The sequence below is a fragment of the Pseudomonas sp. AC136 genome, assembly GCF_979258585.1.
The window spans coordinates 3,341,082-3,358,690 of record NZ_OZ409865.1; the positions used below are offsets into that span (position 1 = coordinate 3,341,082).

Sequence of the window (17,609 nt, forward strand, 5' to 3'; positions counted from 1 at the left end):
CCTCTGAAACCTGCGGTTAACTATTACAACTCATCCTGTAATAGCCGCCCGCCATACTCGGCGGCACTTCAGCTAGAGCGGAGCGTGAAATGAAAGGCCTGTTTGCTTCCCGAGCGGTGCAGGGCTGTTTGGCCTTGGCGCTGGTCAGCACTGCGGCAATGGCCCAGCACAACCGTTACTTCGAGCGTGTCTGGTTTCAGCTTGAACAAGCGGAAAACCCCGCCAGCGCGCAACGGCTGCCGGGTTATTACGTCGACATCGAAGGTCGCACCATTGGCAGCGAAACCAATGTGTCGGCGCTGTCGTACGACCCCGAGCGCAACACCCTGGTCAGCGTCACCAACCAACGGCCGCACTTCCTTGAACTGTCGCTGGAAGGCGACGTGCTGCGGCGCATTCCCCTCGAAGGTTTCAAAGACCCGGAAGCCATCGAGTACATCCGCCCCGGCGTGTACGTGATCGTCGAGGAACGCCGACGCCGGCTCACCGAAGTGCATGTGAACGCCGACACCACGGTTATCAACATCAACGATCCCATTAACGCCCACCAGCTCGACCTCAGCAGCGTCGGCGAAGAAAACAAAGGCTTCGAGGGCCTGGCATACGACTCGGCCAACCAGCGCCTGTTCATCGCCAAAGAACGCGACCCCATGCGAATCTTTGAGATCAGCGGCTTTATGCAGCACGCCCCCGGCCCTCTGCGCCTGCAGGTGCGTACCGACCCCGAGCGCGACAAGCGCCTGTTTCTCACCGACCTGTCCAGCCTCTATTACGACGTGGGCAGCCAGCACCTGTGGGCGCTCTCGGACGAATCAAAAATGGTCATCGAGCTGGATCAGAAGGGCGAGCCGCTCAGCAGCCTCAACCTGCGCGCCGGCAATCAGGGCCTGAAAGCCGACATTCCGCAGGCCGAAGGCATGGCCATGGGCAGCAATGGCGATCTGTTTCTGGTCAGCGAGCCGAACCTGTTTTATCGGTTCAAGAAGAGCGATTAGCCGGATACGACCGCGGCGTATACACCCAATCCACCGTGCTGCCGGCCTTGGCGAAGCGGCGGGTGGTGCTGGAACCGATGATGACCATCGTGCGCATGTCGACCATTTCCGGAGTCAGCTCGCCGAGTGTGGTCACGCTCAGCGCTTCGGCGGGGCGACCGATGTCGCGGCCGAGCACCACCACCGTTTCGGGGCTGCGTTGTTCGCGCACCACATCCAGCGCACGGCCCAACTGCCACGGGCGGGCGCGGGAAATCGGGTTGTAGAAGGCCAGCGCCAGGTCGGCGAGGGTGGCGTGTTTCAGCCGTAGCTCGATCACCTCCCACGGCTTGAGGTTGTCCGAGAGCGAGATCATGCAGAAGTCATGACCCAATGGCGCGCCGGCTTTCGCGGCGGTGGCCAGCGAGGCGGACACGCCGGGCAACACCTGCAATTCAACGGCATGCCAGTGCGCGTCACTGCTGGCTTCCAGCGCTTCCAGCACGGCGGCGGCCATGGCAAATACGCCCGGGTCGCCAGACGACACCACCACCACCCGCCGCCCGCTCGCGGCCAATTCGAAGGCGTGGCGTGAGCGCGCGAGTTCTTCGCGGTTGTCGCTGTTGTGCAGCACCTGGTCCGGGCGGAACGGGCCGGCCATGGTCACGTAGGTTTCGTAGCCGAGCACGTCTTCGGCTTCTTCCAGGGCACGCTTCACCGCCGGCGCGGTGAAGGCGGCGGCGCCGGGTCCAAGGCCTACCACGGTAAGCCGGCCACGGGGCTGGCCGAGACTGTGGATAACCACGGGTTGGTTGGCAACCGCCAGCCGCAGGCCTTCGCTTTCCACCAGACGGTGCGCGTCGCTCAGGGCCAGGTCGTCACTGAAGCGCAGGGGCACACCGAGCTGTTCGGCGGTGGCCAGCAAGGCGCTGTCGATCATTCGATCGCGGGTGCACAGCAGGCAGGCGAGGGCGAGGGCGCTGATGCCGGCTGCGCTCAGGCTGTGTTCGATTGCTTGCGCATTAGCCGGCGGGTTGAGCGCCACCACGCTGCGCGGGTGAATCAGCAATTCGTCGGCGCCGCCATTGGCGTCCGTGCTGATACGAATGCGCAGCTGAGCATCGCCGGCCAGTGGCAGGCGCGCGTGTTCCAGCCAGGGCGCGTCGCCCTCGATACGCACGTTTTCCCCGCCGAGCAGGGAGGAAACAAAGCGCTTGCCCTGCTCGATATCGCCCAGCACATAGCCACTTGGCGGGTTGAGCACGCAGGTGTCGAAGCGCAGCTCGCCGCTGGTGGTGATGGCCGGCGCCACGGCCAGCTCAGCGGCAATCTCGCGAGCCAGCGTGTTCACGCCAGCGAGGCCGCCCAGCAGCGGCACCACGGCGCTGCCGTCTTCGGCGACGGCGAGCACAGGCGGTTCGGCGCCTTTGGTTTGCAGCAGTGGCGCCAGGCAGCGGATGACGATGCCGGCGGCGCACAGGGCGATGATCGGGCGGTTGCTTTGGTACAGCTCACGGAGGGTGTTGCCGAAATCGCTGTAGCCGATATCGGCGCTTACGCGCTCGTTAAGGCCGTACACCTGCGCCTCTGGGTATAACGCTTGAATGCGCCGTGCGGTGGTCAGGGCGCCGGTGCCGAGGATGATGATGGCGGGGGACATTGGGGCTCCGGTGGTCGGCGGGAGAGGTGGGGGTTGTCCGGCCCCCTCTCCCTAACTCTCTTCCCGAGGGGCGAGGGGACTGAATTGTGGTGGGTCTGCGAATACGGTTCCAAACCAATCACCGATTAGCTCCACTCGCCCGCTGGCGGGAGAGGGGCTGGGGGAGAGGGCGGCGGCGAAACGCTTACCTCACGCCTGCCACTTCTCCCCCGGCACGATGATCAACGAAAAATACGGCGAGGCCATCGGCTCCACTTCATCGAGCGGCACAATCCGTTGATTCTCCATGGTCGCGCGCTCCACATATTTCGCCCGGCCAGCCAAGCCCAGTTCCTCGAGCACGCCACGCACTTTGTCGAAGTTGCGCCCCAGCTTCATCACCACGGCGGCATCGGTGGCGGCTAGGCGTTGTTTCAGCTCGTCGGCCGGCAACACGCCGCTCAGTACCGCCAAACTCTGGTTGCGATATACCAGCGGAATGCCCAGCACCGAGGCGCCGCCCAGCATGGAGCACACGCCCGGCACCACTTCAGCGGGGTAGCGGCTGGCGAGGCGGTCGTGCAGGTACATGTAGGAACCGTAGAAGAACGGGTCCCCTTCACAAATCACCGCCACGTCGCGGCCGGCTTCCAGGTGCTCGGCAATCTGCTCGGCGCAGGTGTCGTAGAAGTCGCTGATGATGTTCTCGTAGCTCAGCGGCGGGGCGAGCTTTTCGGTGGTTACCGGATACACCATCGGCAGGCGCTGCTGCGCCTCGGTCAGGTGCCCGGCGATGATGCCGAAGGCGTTGCCATGCTGGCCGGCGGCAACTTTGGCTTTCGCCACGAAGTAGCCAATCACCGGCGCGGCTTGTAACAAGCGCAAGGCTTTGAGGGTGATCAGTTCCGGATCCCCCGGCCCAACGCCAATGCCCAGCAGGCGACCTTTTGCGTGCATCACTCCACCTCCGTGGCCAGGGCGTTGACGGCGGCGGCGGCCATGGCGCTGCCACCGCGGCGGCCCCGCACGATCACGTACGGCACGCCACGGCTGTCGGCGGCGAGCAGGTCTTTCGATTCTGCGGCACCGACGAACCCGACCGGAAAGCCGAGAATCAGCGCCGGCTTCGGCGCGCCGGCATCGAGCATTTCCAGCAGATAGAACAGCGCGGTCGGCGCGTTGCCGATCACCACCACGGCGCCTTCCATATGCGCGCGCCAATGTTCGAGTGCCACGGCCGAGCGGGTGTTGCCCAGCTCGCGGGCGAGGTCATGCACGCCTTCGTTATTGAGTGTGCAGATCACCGGATTGTTGGCCGGCAGACGAGTGCGCGTCACGCCTTCAGAAACCATGCGGGCATCGCACAGAATCGGCGCGCCGGCGGCCAGGGCGTTGCGCCCGGCCGTGCCGGCGCCTGGCGAGAAGCGCAGGTCTTGCACCACATCGACCATGCCGCAGGCGTGAATCACGCGCACGGCGAGTTTTTCCAGGTCGGCTGGAATGCCGCTCAGGTCGGCTTCGGCACGGATGATGGAAAACGAGTGGCGGTAAATTTCCTGGCCATCGCGGATGTACTCAAGCATCAAAGGGTTTCCATGGGGTCGGGCAGCGCGGCCAGTGTGTCGGCGGCTTCAAGAATAGTCAGGTGGCGGGCCAGCACGCGGCCCAAACCGCTGAGGTGAGGGTCCCGCTGGTACAGGTCGTAACGGCCGGGTGCGACGGCCAGCAAAGTGTGCGGCGCGGTGTGAGCGGCGGCGCACGAGCGGCTGCACGCGCTGAGGTGCACCTGCTCGATGGCGATGTGGCGGTGGGCGAGGGCATCGGCCAGCAGCAGGGCGTCGCCTTTGCTGTCGGCCAGGCCTTTGCTGCAATCGGTAGAGCCGCTGCAGGCCACCAGCCGGGCCAGCGGCATTGCAATGTCGGTCAGCAACCCGAGCGCGTTCAGTTGCTGGGCGAGGTGTGGCGCCTCGTTGTGCGGCACCTCGCGCAGCAGCAGGCTTTGCCAGGGCGTGAGGTGCACCGAATCACGGGCCAGCCCAGCGACGGCGGCGAGCTGTTGCGCCGAGATCCGCCCCAACGCGGGCGCGGCGCCGACCATCACCAGGCCCGGCTGCCGCTGCGGGCGAACGCCGAGATGCGCCCAGGCTTCGGCAGGCGCGCGACGCCAGCTGCTAACGGCGGCGTCTTGCTGCAAGTCGAACGGCAAGCGCCGTTGCAACTCGGCAAGAAAGGCCCCCGTTGGCCACGTCGCCAAGAGATGGCGCATACGTGTGTGCTCGGCACTGGCGCGTTGCAGGAACAGTTCGAGACACGCTTGCACCAGCGTCGGCACCTGTTCGGCATTTACCGCCGCCAGGGCGCCTTCGGGTTTGCCAGCCAGGCCGAAAACAAAACGGCCGTCAGCCAGCGCGCTCAGCCACAGGTCGTGGTGATGCTCAAGCATCGCCATGCCCTCGCCGCCGTCCAGTTGCACGGCGATTTTCGCTGAAAGCTGGTGCAGCGATTCCTCGGTTTCCAGCAGCGTGAGTAGCCGGTCGGCGAGGGGACGAACATCGAGCAGTTGCTGAGCATCGACGCCCGCGGCCGGGCTGAGCATCACGTTGCGCACGTCATCAGCGCCAGCGCTGCGCGGGCCCAGCTCAGCCGCCAGCAATACGGCGATCAGCGCCTGCTCTTCACCGGCACGCACGCCGCGAATCTGCAGGTTGGCGCGGTTGGTGATCTCCAGCACGCCGCTGGCATGACGTTCGGCGGCGGCGCTAATCGCCAACGCCTGAGCCACGCTCAGCCGCCCGCCCGGCAATTTCACCCGGCAAATGCCACCGTCGAGCGCCTGCACAATGCGCAGCAAACCCGGGCACGCGGTATGGCGTGGCAGGGGCGCGTTGGGCATGGGCTGGACGTTATTCAAAAAGGCTCACTGGTTCGCTGTGGCTGGCTGTGGGTGCCGACGAACGCGCTATTATGCCCGCTTTGCCCGACCCCAGGAAAAGCCTGCTTGTCGGCGGTTTAAAAGGAGTGCCCATGGCGGCGTGGCTGACAGTGGTGGGAATCGGCGAAGACGGCTACAGCGGTCTGGGCAAGCCTGCGCGCCGGGCCTTGCTCCAGGCGCGCCTGATCATCGGCAGCCCGCGTCAGCTGGAGCTGCTGCCGCACTGCCTGAGCGCTGAACGTCAGGGTTGGCCGAGTCCGTTCAGCCTTGGCCCGGTGCTTGCGGCGCAGGGCACGCCGGTGTGCGTGCTGGCCAGCGGCGACCCGATGCTGTTCGGCGTCGGCGCCAGCCTGGCGCGCCAGGTGCCGGCTGCTGAGATGCAGGTGTACCCGGCGCCGTCGTCGTTCTCCCTGGCGGCCGCGCAGTTGGGCTGGGCGTTGCAAGAGGTCACCTGCTTGTCTGTGGTTGCCCGCCCCGTTGCCGCCTTGAACGCTCATATCTATCCCGGACAGCGTCTGCTGGTGCTGAGTAACGACGGTTCCAGCCCGGCGACCATCGCTCAATTGTTGGTACAGCGCGGTTTTGGCGGCAGCCGGTTGCGCGTGCTGGAGCATTTGGGCGGCCCGTTGCAGCGCGCTGTCGATGGCATTGCCAGCGCCTGGGCCTTGCCAGAAGTCGCGGCGCTAAATGTGCTGGCCATCGACTGCATTGCCGATACCGATGCCCGCCTGCTGCCGTTGACGCCAGGGTTGCCCGACAGCGCCTTCGCCCACGACGGACAACTGACCAAGCGTGACGTACGCGCCATCACCCTGGCCCGCCTGGCGCCCATGCCCGGTGAGTTGCTCTGGGACGTGGGCGCCGGCTGTGGCTCCATCGGCATCGAATGGATGCGCGCTCACCCCAGCTGCCGCGCTATTGCCGTGGAAGCCAACGCCGAACGCCAGGGCTTGATCGCGCAAAACCGCGATGCCCTCGGCGTGCCGAGCCTGCAACTGATCGCCGGCAGTGCACCCGAAGCCTTGCAGGGCTTGCCGCAAGCGGATGCCATTTTCATTGGCGGCGGCGTCACCATTCCCGGCGTGCTAGACCACTGTTGGGCCCATGTGCGCCCCGGCGGCCGCCTGGTCGCCAACGCCGTCACCTTGCAAAGCGAAGCGGCGCTGGTGGCCTGGCGCGAACAGCATGGCGGCGAGTTGACCCGCATCACCGTGGCCCAGGCGCTACCCTTGGGTGACTTCGACACCTGGCGCGCCGCGCTGCCCATCACCCTGCTGCATGCCGTGAAGCCCTGAGCCATGCGCGACGAAACTCCCGAACAACCCGCGCCGCTGCGAAGCGGCTACACCACCGGCAGTTGCATCACCGCAACCAGTCTGGCGGCGGCGCGGTTGTTGCTCGCGGGCACGGTCAGCGATGCCGTGGAAATCGTGCTGCCCAAAGGCCGTGAAGTGCTGATGCGTTTGGAGTTCTGCCGGCCCTTCGAAGACGGCGCCGAAGCCGGCACGCTCAAAGATGCTGGCGACGACCCCGACGTTACCCACGGCGCCCTGGTGTTCGCCCGCGTGCGTCTGCGCGCCGAACCTGGCGTGGCGTTTTTCGCCGGCCCTGGCGTAGGCACCGTGACCAAACCGGGCCTGACCCTGGCCGTGGGCGAGCCGGCAATCAACCCGGTGCCACGGCAGATGATTACCAGCCATCTGTTCAGCCTGGCCATCGAACACAGCTACGGCGGCGGCTTCGAAGTGACGGCCTGCGTGGAAAACGGTGAAGCACTGGCGCTGAAAACCATGAACCCGCGCTTGGGCATTTTGGGCGGCCTGTCCATCCTCGGCACCAGTGGCATCGTGCGGCCGTTTTCCTGCGCGGCGTACATCGCCTCCATTCACCAAGGCATCGATGTCGCCCGCGCCAACGGCTTCACCCACCTGGCCGCCTGCACCGGCAACGCCAGCGAAGACCGCATGCGCCAGCACTACCAACTGGACGACACCGCACTGGTGGAAATGGGCGACTTCGTCGGCGCCGTGCTCAAGCATTTGCGCATCGCGCCCGTCGACAAACTGAGCCTGTGCGGTGGCTTCGGCAAAATCAGCAAATTGGCCGCCGGGCATATGGACCTGCACAGCCGCCACTCCAGCATCGACCTGCCGCAGCTGGCGAAGTGGGCTGCTGCCATTGGCGCCAGCGCCGAGCTGCAGCACGCAATCCTCTCCAGCAACACCAGCCAGCAAGCCCTGGCGCTCGCCAGTGCCGAAGGCATCGAACTGGGCAATGCGGTGTGCGCCCATGCGCTGAAATTCGCGCAAAGCATTGTGCCGGCCACGGTGCAGGTGGAAGTGTTCGCCATCGACCGCCAGGGCGGTGTCGTCGGTTACGCGGGCGCCGGGCAATGAGGCCGAAGGTGCTGCTGCTCGGCGGCGTGGCCGAGGCGCTGGCGCTGGCTCGGCAGTTGAACGCCAATGACATTTACAGCCTCGCAGGTCTTGGCCGTGTGCCGGATGATTTGCCCTGCAACGTGCGTGTCGGCGGCTATGGCGGCGCCGAAGGGCTGGCGCAGTTCATCACCGGCAACGGCATCGGTTTGCTGATCGACGCCACTCACCCGTACGCCGCGCAAATCAGCGCCAACGCAGCGCGCGCCGCCCAGCTTGCTGGTGTCCCATGCTGGGCGCTGCGCCGTCCCGGTTGGCAGGCGCAGGCCGGCGATGATTGGCGCGAAGTGGCCGACTGGAACGACCTTATCCACAGCCTCGCGCCGTTCAAGCGCCCTCTGTTCACGCTGGGCCGCGAACCGCTGGAACACCTCGACGAAATTCCCGCTCACCAGCACTGGACTGTGCGCTGCCTGCACAGCCAGCCGCCGACCGAACGCGCCGACATCATCGGCGCGCGCGGACCGTTTTCCCTGGAAAGCGAGCGCGAGCTGTTTGCCCAGTTGAGCTGCGACGTGTTGATCAGCAAAAACAGCGGCAGCCAGAGCACCGAGCCGAAATTGCAGGTGGCGCGCGAGTTGGGTGTACCGGTGCTGGTGCTGCGGCGGCCGGTGTTGCCGGCGGTGGAGCGGGAATTTAGCGAGGGGTGGGCGTTGCTGGAGGCGCTGAAGAGCATCGCGGCTGAAGCCGCTCCTACAGGAACGCGCAGTCTGTAGGAGCGGGTTTAGCCGCGATTTTTTCAGCCTTCGCGGTAAAAAACCTCGTCTTTATACGGGTACCACCATTCGTGAATCTGCGGTTGGTGGTCGATGATCACCATCTTCGAACGGCGGAAGGCGTCGAGGCCCTGGCGGCCGAGTTCGCGGCCCATGCCCGACATTTTCCAGCCGCCGAAGGGCAGGGCGTCGTTGTCGATCAGCGGGTTGTTCACCCACACCATGCCGGCTTCCAGGCGGTCGGCGGCTTCCATGGCTTCGCCAAGGTCAGTGGAAAACAACGAGGCGCCAAGGCCGAAGCTGGAGTCGTTGGCCAGGCGCACGGCTTCGTCGAAGTCGGCCACTTTGCAGATCGCCGCCACCGGGCCGAAGCATTCTTCGTGGAGGATATCCATGGCCTGGGTGACGCCGGTGAGAATGGTCGGCTCGTAGTACCAGCCCACTGGCTGGCTCGGCGGAATTTTTCCGCCACAGACCACGGTGGCGCCCTTGGCCACTGCGTCGGCGACCAGCCGCATCACTTTGTCGCGCGCCGCCTCGCTCACCAATGGCCCGATTTCGCTGTGTTCCAGCCCGTGCCCGATGCGCAGCTTCTCCGTCATGGCGGCGAAGCGTTCGACGAACGCATCGTGAATGTCGTCGACCACGAAGAAGCGCTCGGCCGAGGTACAGATTTGCCCGGTCAGGTGAAACGCGGCCGTCACCGAACCGGCCACGGCCACCTCCAGCGGCGCGTGTTTGGAGACGATCAGCGCATCGCTGCCGCCCGCTTCGATCACGCAGGGTTTCATGCGCTCGGCGCAGGCCATGGCCACCGCTTTACCGGCCGCCACGCTGCCGGTAAACGCCACGGCGTGTGTGCCTTCAGATTGAATCAGCAACTGCGCGGTAGTCGCATCGCCTGCCACGCAGCTGACCAAACCGGCCGGCAATACGCGGAAATGCTCCATGAATTTCAACGTGCACAGCGTGGTGGCTTCGGCGGGTTTGATGATGCAGGCGTTACCGGCGGCAAGCGACGCGGCGACGGTCCAGCACATTAGCAGCACCGGAAAGTTGAACGGCATGATGTGTACGCTCACGCCCATGGCGTCGTAGCGCACATGCTGGAACGAGCCCAGTTGCGTGGTGCCGGCGACTTTGCCCGCATCGTCGCGGGCCATCTCGGCGTAGTAGCGGAAAATCGGTGCGCAGTTGGCCAACTCGCCCATGGCTTCGGGGAAGGGTTTGCCCATTTCCAGGGTCATCAAGCGGCCGGCTTCGCGGTTGACCGCCACCTCGCTTTCAATGGCGTTGGCCAGCTGGTGCAACAGCGCGGCGCGGCTTTTTGCATCGACCTTGCGCCACTGCTTTTGCGCGGCATTGGCGGCTGCGATGGCGGTGTTTACATCGGCCTCGTCGCCCAGGGCGATCTGGCCCACCTTCTCCAACGTGGCGGGGTTGATGATGTCGCGCAGGCGTTGGCTGTGCGGCGTCGTGAAGTCGGGATTGATGAAGTGATTCATAGCGGCTCCAGGCGGGGCGGTAGACGGGTTATCCACAGCCCGAGGAAAAGTCAGTGGGCGGGCAGCGGTTGTGCCCAGCCGGGTAACTCACGGTCGAGAAATTCACGCAGAGGCAAGAGCGCTGGCGTGCGCAGGGCGCGGTCCAGCAAACCGATTACGCGCGGTACATGGGCCAGGTAATGCTGCTTGCCGTCGCGCTGTGCCAGGCGCACAAAAATGCCGGCCACCTTAGCGTGGCGCAGCGCCGCTAATACCGGGTAATCCGCGCCAAACTGCTCGGCGTCTACTTCCGGGCGCTGGGCCAGGTAGCGAGTGAGCAGGTGGTCGCGCAGGGTTTCCGGCACGTCACGGCGCGCGTCTTCGAGCAGCGACATCAGGTCGTAAGCGCAGGAGCCAATCAGGGCGTCCTGGAAATCCAGTAATCCACAGGCCTTAACGCCGGCCTGGCCGTCCAGGCGCATCAGGTTATCCACATGGAAATCACGCAGCACCAAGGCCTCGCGGCGTGTGGCCACGGCGCTGGCGAGTTGTGCACAGACCGCCAGGAACGGCTCGCGCAAGGCCAACGCTGGGGTTTTATCCACAAGCAGCGGCGCGTACCAGTCGATAAACAGCACCGCCTCGGCCAACAGCGCATCCAGGTCATACGCGGGCACATTCACCGCCAGCGCTCGCGGCGCCTGGTGCAGGTGCACCAAGGCATCCACCGCCAGTTCATACAGCGGCTGTTCGGCGTAACCCATGGCCAGCAGGCGTGTGTAGGTGGCTTGGCCGAAATCTTCAATGAGCGCCAGGCCGGCTGCCGCGTCGCTGGCCAGCACATGGGGCGCCGACAAACCCAGCTCGCGCAGGTGCATGGCCACGGTCAGAAACGGCACGATGGGTTCCAGGCCGGGCGGCGAATCCATCAGCAACAAGTTGGCCTGGGGCAGACGGAAATAGCAGCGCCGCGACGCGTCCATCGGCAACGCCTCAAGGCGACTGCTGGCGTACCCGGCGCCGGCCAGAAAGGCGCGGCGTTGTTCAGGGCGAGCGTAGGTTTCGGCCATGGTGATCACCGGATCATGTAAACCTTTTTGATGGTTTCGTGGACCGTGCAGGTGCCTTTCCAGTCTTTGGGGAAGAAGGCGGCAGTGTCCGGTTTGATCTCGATCACTTCGCCGTTTTCATGCACATAGGTGCTGCTGCCTTCGAGGAAATGGCAGAACTCGTCGCTGGTGACGTGGCAGAACCATTTGCCCGGCGTGCAGACCCAGATGCCGCATTCCGACTGGCCTTCCGGGCCTTTGTGCAACACCACGCCGGAGACTTTCGACTCGCCCTCGAGCATGGTCGGGATGGTGCCCCAGTCTTTGAGGTCGGTGATTTCGAGCGGGTTGTAGAGGTGCGGGGTGGTCATGGTTTCAAGTCCTTATAAGGTGCTTTTTGTAGGAGCGGCTTCAGCCGCGATGATCTTGATCTGGGTTCCAGCCCATCGCGGCTAAAGCCGCTCCTACACGGTTCTTCGTTGGCTCACGCCAGCATGTACAAATTACGAATGGTTTCCTGCACGTGGCATTCGCCGGTCCAGCCGGCGGGAAACAGCACGAGGGTGTTGGGTTTCACTTCGATCACTTCGCCGTTGTCTTCGCGGTAGGTGGCGCGGCCGCTGACGAAATGGCACAGCTCGTCGCGCGGAATCGACAGGCGCCAGCGCCCAGGCGTGCACACCCACAAGCCGGTTTCCGGGCTGTTGTTCGGGCCTTTGAACAGTAGGCGGCCGCTGGAGTGGGACACGCCTTCCACGGCATCGCTTTGCACGCCCCAGTCCACCAGGTCGGTGCGCGTGCTGACGTCGTACAGCGCAGGCGCTGTGCTGGTGTTAGCTTCAGTCATGGTTAAGCAGTCCATCGAGAATTTTTGCCGCGTCTTGCGGGCCTTTGCGTGATTGCATGTACGCGCTGGTTTGCTTCAGGCGCGCTCGCATGGCGCTGTCGGTGAGGCAGGCGTCGAGCTTGGCGGCCAGGTCGGCCTCGCTCCATTCGTAGCGATCAAGCTTGAAACCGTGGCCGCTTTCTTCGGCGCGCATGGCGTTGTCGTGGCCGTCCCACACGTACGACATGACGATGGCCGGCTTACCGAAGAACAGGCATTCGGTGAAGCTGTTGTTGCCGCCGTGGTGGATAACCGCGTCGACCTTTTCGATCACTGACGGCTGCGGGTACCAGTTGGAAATCAGCACGTTGTCGGGCAGGTCGGCGTATTCGTCCAGATGCTCGCCGACGTTGAACAGCGCGCGGTACGGCAGCTTGCCGATGGCGACGATCAAGCGTTTGAGCAAGTCGACATCGCCCGAACCCAGGCTGCCAAAGCTCACGTACAGCAGCGGCTTGTCGTTGTTGGCTTTGAATTCGGGAATGTCGTACGGCTTGTCGGCGCGCACGCAGCCTTGCAGGTAGTGAAACTGCTCAGGCGGCAGCGCGTGACGACGTTCGAACTTCACCGGGTCCGGGTAGAGCAACAGGTTCATGAACGGCGAGGCTTCGAAGAAGGTGCCGAGCGGGTAGGGTTGTTCGCCGTGGGCGACGAGAAATTCGTTGAAGTCGGCATGAATGGGCCCGACCTCTTCTTCGAAGCGGCGACGGAATTCGGCGTGCCCGGCTTTGTCGTGCACGCTCATGCCCGACAGATGCGGCGGAATATCCGGGTCTTCGATCTCGTTTTCCGAGCAGGAAATAATCCGCACCCACGGCTTGCCGTATTGCTTGATGGCGGGGAACAGAATCACGTTGTCGACGCAGATCAGGTCCGGCTGCACCTTGGCCAGTACGCCAGGCAGATCTTTCTCGGCCCACTTGGCGGTTTCGACGATGGCGGCCCAGCATTCCTTCACGTAGTTGGGAATTTGCTCGAGCGGCGATTTGCGGAAGTTGGGAATGTGGCCGTTGATGAAGTCGACCCAGTACTTGGCCATTTCTTCGGCCGGCATCGGCGCCGACATATTCACCATGTGCTCTTCAAACCCGTAGCCCGAATACACACCGCTCATGCCAGGGTCGGTGAGAAACACCGCCTTGTGCCCCAGCGCTTCGCACGCCTGGGCGATGCCCACGGAATTCAATGCCGGGCCGTATGCCGCCTCGGGAAAAAAAGCGATGACCTTTTGCTTCATGACGCCTACTCCTGCCGAACGTAAAAGGGTGGGGGTGGGGCTAGCGGGTCAGCACGCGGGCGTGCCGCGTCTGCCAGCCGAGACGAATGCTGGCGCCCTGTTCAAACCGGGCGTTGTCCACTTGCGAGGAGGGCACGCGCACGATCAGCGGTTTGTCGCTGAGTGCGGTTTGCACGTGCAGGTTGGTGTCGAGGCCGTGGTAAGCCACTTCCACGATCTGCCCGTCTACCTGATTGACGCAGGCTTGTTCGTCGGCCAGCGGCGTGGTCGAACTGAGCACCTGCAAGCGCTCCGGGCGGATCACCAGCGCCACCGCTTCGCCGCTCAGCTCGCCCACCGCCGACTCCACCTTGAGGCTGCGGTTACGAACCACCACGCTGCTGTCGGTCTGGCGCACGCCTTCGAGGATGTTGCTCACGCCAATGAAGTTGGCGACGAAGCGGCTGTTGGGGTTTTCATACAGCTCGGCCGGCGAGCCGCATTGGCAGACCTTGCCGCCATTGAGCACGGCCATGCGGTCGGACATCACCAACGCTTCTTCCTGGTCGTGGGTGACGATGATGAAGGTGATGCCGCTCTCGTGTTGCAGGCGCTTGAGTTCGAGCTGCATCTTTTCCCGCAGCTTTTTATCCAGCGCGCCAAGCGGTTCATCGAGCAGCAGCACGCGCGGGCGTTTCACCAGCGCACGGGCCAGGGCCACGCGCTGACGTTGGCCGCCAGAAAGTTGATCGGGCTTGCGCTCGGCCAACTCGCCCAGTTGCGCGGTGGCGAGCACGGCGTCCACACGCTGGCGAATTTCAGCGGCGGGCAACTTTTCCATCTCCAGGCCGTAGGCGATGTTCTTGCGCACGGTCATGTTCGGGAACAGCGCGTAGCTTTGGAACATCAGGTTCAGCGGACGCTTGTTGGCCGGCAGCGGCGAGATGTCGGTGCCGTCCAGATAAATGCAGCCGCCGCTCGGTGTTTCGAAACCGGCGAGCATGCGCAACAAGGTGGTTTTGCCGCAGCCGCTTGGCCCGAGCAGGGCGAAGAATTCGTTCTCGCGGATGCTCAGCGACACCTGGTCGACGGCCACCAACTGCTCGCCGTACGATTTGCTGACCTTGTCCAGAACCAGCACGTTTTTCACTTTATTGGCCGCGCTTTCACGCAAGGCCGCTTCATTCGTGACGATTTTATTCATGGTGAGACGGGGCCTTGTTCAAGCGCTGCGACGCCAGCAGTGCGGTGATGCTGACGAGCATCACCAGCGTTGCCAGGGCATTGATTTCGGGGGTCACACCGAAGCGGATCATGGCGTAGATCTGCATCGGCAACGTGGTGGAAGCCTGGCCGGAGCCGGAGTTGAAAAAGGCGATGATGAATTCGTCCACCGACAGGGTGAACGCCAGTAATCCGCCCGCCATCACGCCGGGAAAAATCGCCGGCAGCAGCACGCGGCGCAGCGTGGTGAACCAGCTGGCGCCCAGATCAATCGAGGCTTCCAAAATCGAATAGTCGAAGTGCTTGAGGCGTGTGCGCACCACGGCGCAGACAAAGGCGATGTTGAATACTGCGTGGCTGATGACGATGGAATGCAGGCCCAGGCCCATCTTCACCAAGTTGAAAAAGCTCAACAGGGCGATGGCCAGAACGATGTCCGGGATAATCATCGGTGCCATCAACAGGGTGTCGGCGACGTAGCCTTTGTTGTCGCCTTTGCGGCGCAACTCCACGCCCAACGCCAGCAGCGTGCCGAGCACACAGGCGATAACCGTGGAGCTCAAGGCCACGATCAGCGTATTGAGTGCCGCTGACAGCACCGCACTGTTATTGGCCAGCGCGCTGTACCACTTCAGGGAAAACCCGCTCCAGGAAGTCGGCAGGCCGGACTTGTTGAACGACAGCAGAATCAGCACCAGGATCGGCACATACAAAAAGGCGTACACCAGCCACAAATGCACGCCGAGTGCGGTCGAGCTGGCCATGGTTTGACGGCTCATGCTTTGCCCTCCGCTGCGCGACGGGCCAGCAGCGCCTGCACGAACAACAGCAGCAACATGATGGCGATGAGGATAAAGCTCAGCGCCGAGCCGAACGGCCAGTCACGCGCCGTGAGGAACTGCGAGTAGATGAGGTTGCCGACCATCTGCACCTGCTTGCCGCCGAGCAGATCAGCAGTGATGAAGTTGCCGATGCTGAGCACAAACACGAACACGGAACCTGCGGCGATGCCCGGCACGCTCAAGGGCAGAATCACGCGGCGAAAGGTCATCCAGCCGGAGGCGCCGAGGTCGCGCGAGGCTTCCCACAGCTCGCCATTGATGCGCGACAGCGACGAGTAAATCGCCAAAATTACGAAGGGGATGTAGTTGTAAACCAGGCCCAGCACCACCGAGCTTTCGGTGTACAGCAGGCTGATGGGGTCGCCGCTGTAACCCAGCAGGCTGAACAGTTTATTCAGCAAGCCTTCGCGGTTGAGCAGCACGATCCAGGCGTACGTGCGGATCAGGTAATTGCTCCAGAACGGCAGCATCACCAGAAACAGATACACCGGCTGACGGTGGCGCGGCGCGCGGGCAATGGCATACGCCGCCGGGTAGCCGATCAGCACCGCGAACAACGTGGCCAGCGCGGCGATTTTTGCCGACTTGAGCAAGATGCCCAGGTACAGCGGGTCGAAGGCGCGCTGGTAATTGTCCCAGGTAAACGTCCACTCAATGCCGCCATAGGCACCGCGCTCGACGAAGCTGTACACCAACACCAGCAGGCAAGGCAGCACTAAAAACAGCAGCAGCCAGCCAAGCCCGGGCGTCAGAAGCCAGGCCGATAGTTTCCTATCAGCGTGCAATGAACTCATTCAGGATTCTCGTAACGCTTGGTTGAGGCAGCGATAGCTGCCTGAAATCGAGGGCTACTGGGCTAGAGCCAGACAAGGCGAACGTGGGGCGAAAAGCGCAGCGTACTTAAGTACGTGAGCATTTTCGGCACGCGTTCAACGCCGTATGGCCGAGGCCCAGGAGTCCGTCAGTTGGACTCAGAGGCCATGATTTCGGTGACGGCGCGGGTATACGCTTTTTGCGTGCTGCCACCGACATCCCTCAATTGCTCCATCTTCAGCAGCTCAGCTGGAGCCGTGGTCAGGTTGGGGTATTTCTGCAGCAGCTCAGGCGAGAGCCCTTCCATGGCGGCCTGGTTGGGCACTTTGTAGAGGATGTTTTCCGCGACCCAGGCGTGGTTTTCCTTGGCCAGCATGAAGTTCACGAACTTGAAGGCTTCTTCCGGGTGCTTGGAGCTTTTGAGCACGACCATGGTGTCTACCCACAAATCCGAACCCTCTTTGGGCACCACGAATTTGATCGCCGCGTTGTCGGTGGTGCCGTAGTTGCACCAGCCGTCCCAGGCATGGGCCATCAGCGCTTCGCCGGAGGCGAGCTTGGAGTAGAAGGTGGTGTCGTCGAAGGACAGGATGCGCTTCTTCGCGGCGATCAGTTCGTCACGCACGGTTGCCAGGTGCTTGGCATCGGCGTCGTTCACCGACCAGCCGTTGGCGAGGAAACCGGCGCCGAGCATCCAGCGGTCGGTGGCGAGCAGGGTGACTTTGCCTTTGAGCGCGTCGCTGGGGTTGAGCAGCTCTTTCCAACTGCTGGGCGCGGTGGCGATTTTGTCGGAGCGGTAGCAAATACCGGTGGTACCCCAGGTGTACGGCACAGAAAATTTGTTGCCGATGTCGTACTCGAGCTTGTTGGCTTCGGGGTAGAGATTTTTCAGGTTGGGCACTTTGGCCGGGTCGATGTCGGCCAGCAAACCTTGTTTATGCAGCACCTCGGCGAACGGAGAAGAAACAAAGACCACGTCGTAGCCTTCGCCACCGTTGGCCATCAGCTTGCCCATGATTTCTTCGTTGGTGGCGTGCAGCGCTTTGTCAGTGTCGACGCCGCTGGCGGCCTTGAATTTCTCTAGCGCATCGGGGGCCATGTAGCCGTCCCAGATGGAGATGACCAGGTCTTTGGCGCTGACGGCTTGAGCCGATACGGCCAGCGATACAGCGAAACCCAGAGACAACAGGTTTTTCAGCTTACTCATGTTGCGCGCTCCTAACGACTGTTGTTGTTGGTGTTCGAAGGCAGTGCTGCAAAATCTAGCTAATATGTTTTTTTTCCGAAATTAAGACCGGAAATTTCCTGTGTCAACGGTTTTTTCTTCCCGGTGCGCTGTTGTTGTTGCCCACCGCTCCTATGGAATAAGGTGCCCAGCACTGATCGACAGGGATAAACA

17 protein-coding genes are annotated in these 17,609 nt (G+C 63.3%); 4 read left to right on the forward strand and 13 right to left on the reverse strand.

The window, feature by feature from the left end; translation table 11 throughout:
* Positions 1–89 precede the first annotated feature (89 nt).
* A complete protein-coding gene (locus ACZZZU_RS14785; protein WP_463551033.1) occupies positions 90–995 on the forward strand; it encodes an SdiA-regulated domain-containing protein in 906 nt (301 codons plus the stop codon).
* On the opposite strand, the gene cobJ is transcribed toward ACZZZU_RS14785, so the two are convergent.
* The 4 genes from cobJ to cobG form a co-directional block, all read right to left on the reverse strand.
* The gene (gene cobJ / locus ACZZZU_RS14790) at positions 979–2,634 is read right to left on the reverse strand and encodes a precorrin-3B C(17)-methyltransferase (protein ID WP_463551034.1); all 1,656 of its coding nucleotides are present in this window, start codon (positions 2,632–2,634) and stop codon (positions 979–981) included. The genes ACZZZU_RS14785 and cobJ overlap by 17 nt on opposite strands.
* 189 nt (positions 2,635–2,823) lie before the next feature.
* Positions 2,824–3,570 carry a precorrin-2 C(20)-methyltransferase gene (locus ACZZZU_RS14795; RefSeq protein ID WP_463540622.1) on the reverse strand — a complete coding sequence of 249 codons (747 nt, stop codon included), beginning with the start codon at positions 3,568–3,570 and terminating at the stop codon, positions 2,824–2,826.
* Complete coding sequence (locus ACZZZU_RS14800) at positions 3,570–4,196, reverse strand: precorrin-8X methylmutase (protein ID WP_463551035.1); 627 nt, start codon at positions 4,194–4,196, stop codon at positions 3,570–3,572. The genes ACZZZU_RS14795 and ACZZZU_RS14800 overlap by 1 nt, the downstream gene beginning before the upstream one ends.
* Positions 4,196–5,524, reverse strand: a complete 1,329-nt coding sequence (gene cobG, locus ACZZZU_RS14805) for a precorrin-3B synthase (protein WP_463551036.1) — start codon at positions 5,522–5,524, stop codon at positions 4,196–4,198. The genes ACZZZU_RS14800 and cobG overlap by 1 nt, the downstream gene beginning before the upstream one ends.
* Positions 5,525–5,637: 113 nt before the next feature.
* Here cobG and cbiE point away from each other — a divergent pair, with 113 nt between their 5' ends.
* The 3 genes from cbiE to ACZZZU_RS14820 are packed head-to-tail and all read left to right on the forward strand — an operon-like array spanning position 5,638 to position 8,696.
* A complete protein-coding gene (cbiE, locus tag ACZZZU_RS14810) occupies positions 5,638–6,840 on the forward strand; it encodes a precorrin-6y C5,15-methyltransferase (decarboxylating) subunit CbiE (protein ID WP_463551037.1) in 1,203 nt (400 codons plus the stop codon).
* A gap of 3 nt (positions 6,841–6,843) precedes the next feature.
* Positions 6,844–7,941 (forward strand): cobalt-precorrin-5B (C(1))-methyltransferase, encoded by a 1,098-nt coding sequence (locus ACZZZU_RS14815; RefSeq protein ID WP_463551038.1) that lies wholly within the window; start codon positions 6,844–6,846, stop codon positions 7,939–7,941.
* Positions 7,938–8,696: a cobalt-precorrin-6A reductase gene (locus ACZZZU_RS14820; RefSeq protein WP_463551039.1), complete on the forward strand. Its 759-nt coding sequence runs from the start codon at positions 7,938–7,940 to the stop codon at positions 8,694–8,696. Before ACZZZU_RS14815 ends, ACZZZU_RS14820 begins: the two co-directional genes overlap by 4 nt.
* A gap of 23 nt (positions 8,697–8,719) precedes the next feature.
* Here ACZZZU_RS14820 and ACZZZU_RS14825 read toward each other — a convergent pair whose 3' ends face one another.
* From ACZZZU_RS14825 to ACZZZU_RS14865, 9 genes are all read right to left on the reverse strand, one after another.
* The gene (locus ACZZZU_RS14825) at positions 8,720–10,201 is read right to left on the reverse strand and encodes an aldehyde dehydrogenase family protein (RefSeq protein WP_463551040.1); all 1,482 of its coding nucleotides are present in this window, start codon (positions 10,199–10,201) and stop codon (positions 8,720–8,722) included.
* A gap of 50 nt (positions 10,202–10,251) precedes the next feature.
* Complete coding sequence (locus ACZZZU_RS14830; protein WP_463551041.1) at positions 10,252–11,250, reverse strand: aminoglycoside phosphotransferase family protein; 999 nt, start codon at positions 11,248–11,250, stop codon at positions 10,252–10,254.
* Between the two features lie 5 nt (positions 11,251–11,255).
* Entirely contained in the window at positions 11,256–11,600 is a 345-nt protein-coding gene (locus ACZZZU_RS14835) for a cupin domain-containing protein (protein ID WP_122449875.1), read from the reverse strand.
* Between the two features lie 113 nt (positions 11,601–11,713).
* A complete protein-coding gene (locus ACZZZU_RS14840) occupies positions 11,714–12,076 on the reverse strand; it encodes a cupin domain-containing protein (protein ID WP_463551042.1) in 363 nt (120 codons plus the stop codon).
* Positions 12,069–13,352, reverse strand: a complete 1,284-nt coding sequence (locus tag ACZZZU_RS14845) for a nucleotide disphospho-sugar-binding domain-containing protein (protein ID WP_463551043.1) — start codon at positions 13,350–13,352, stop codon at positions 12,069–12,071. The genes ACZZZU_RS14840 and ACZZZU_RS14845 overlap by 8 nt, the downstream gene beginning before the upstream one ends.
* Positions 13,353–13,392: 40 nt before the next feature.
* On the reverse strand, positions 13,393–14,535 hold the full coding sequence (locus ACZZZU_RS14850) for an ABC transporter ATP-binding protein (RefSeq protein WP_463551044.1): 1,143 nt from the start codon (positions 14,533–14,535) through the stop codon (positions 13,393–13,395).
* Positions 14,528–15,334: an ABC transporter permease gene (locus ACZZZU_RS14855; RefSeq protein ID WP_122492304.1), complete on the reverse strand. Its 807-nt coding sequence runs from the start codon at positions 15,332–15,334 to the stop codon at positions 14,528–14,530. The genes ACZZZU_RS14850 and ACZZZU_RS14855 overlap by 8 nt, the downstream gene beginning before the upstream one ends.
* Positions 15,331–16,191, reverse strand: a complete 861-nt coding sequence (locus ACZZZU_RS14860) for an ABC transporter permease (protein ID WP_463551045.1) — start codon at positions 16,189–16,191, stop codon at positions 15,331–15,333. Before ACZZZU_RS14860 ends, ACZZZU_RS14855 begins: the two co-directional genes overlap by 4 nt.
* Before the next feature lie 167 nt (positions 16,192–16,358).
* The gene (locus tag ACZZZU_RS14865) at positions 16,359–17,417 is read right to left on the reverse strand and encodes a polyamine ABC transporter substrate-binding protein (RefSeq protein WP_463384344.1); all 1,059 of its coding nucleotides are present in this window, start codon (positions 17,415–17,417) and stop codon (positions 16,359–16,361) included.
* Positions 17,418–17,609 lie beyond the last annotated feature (192 nt).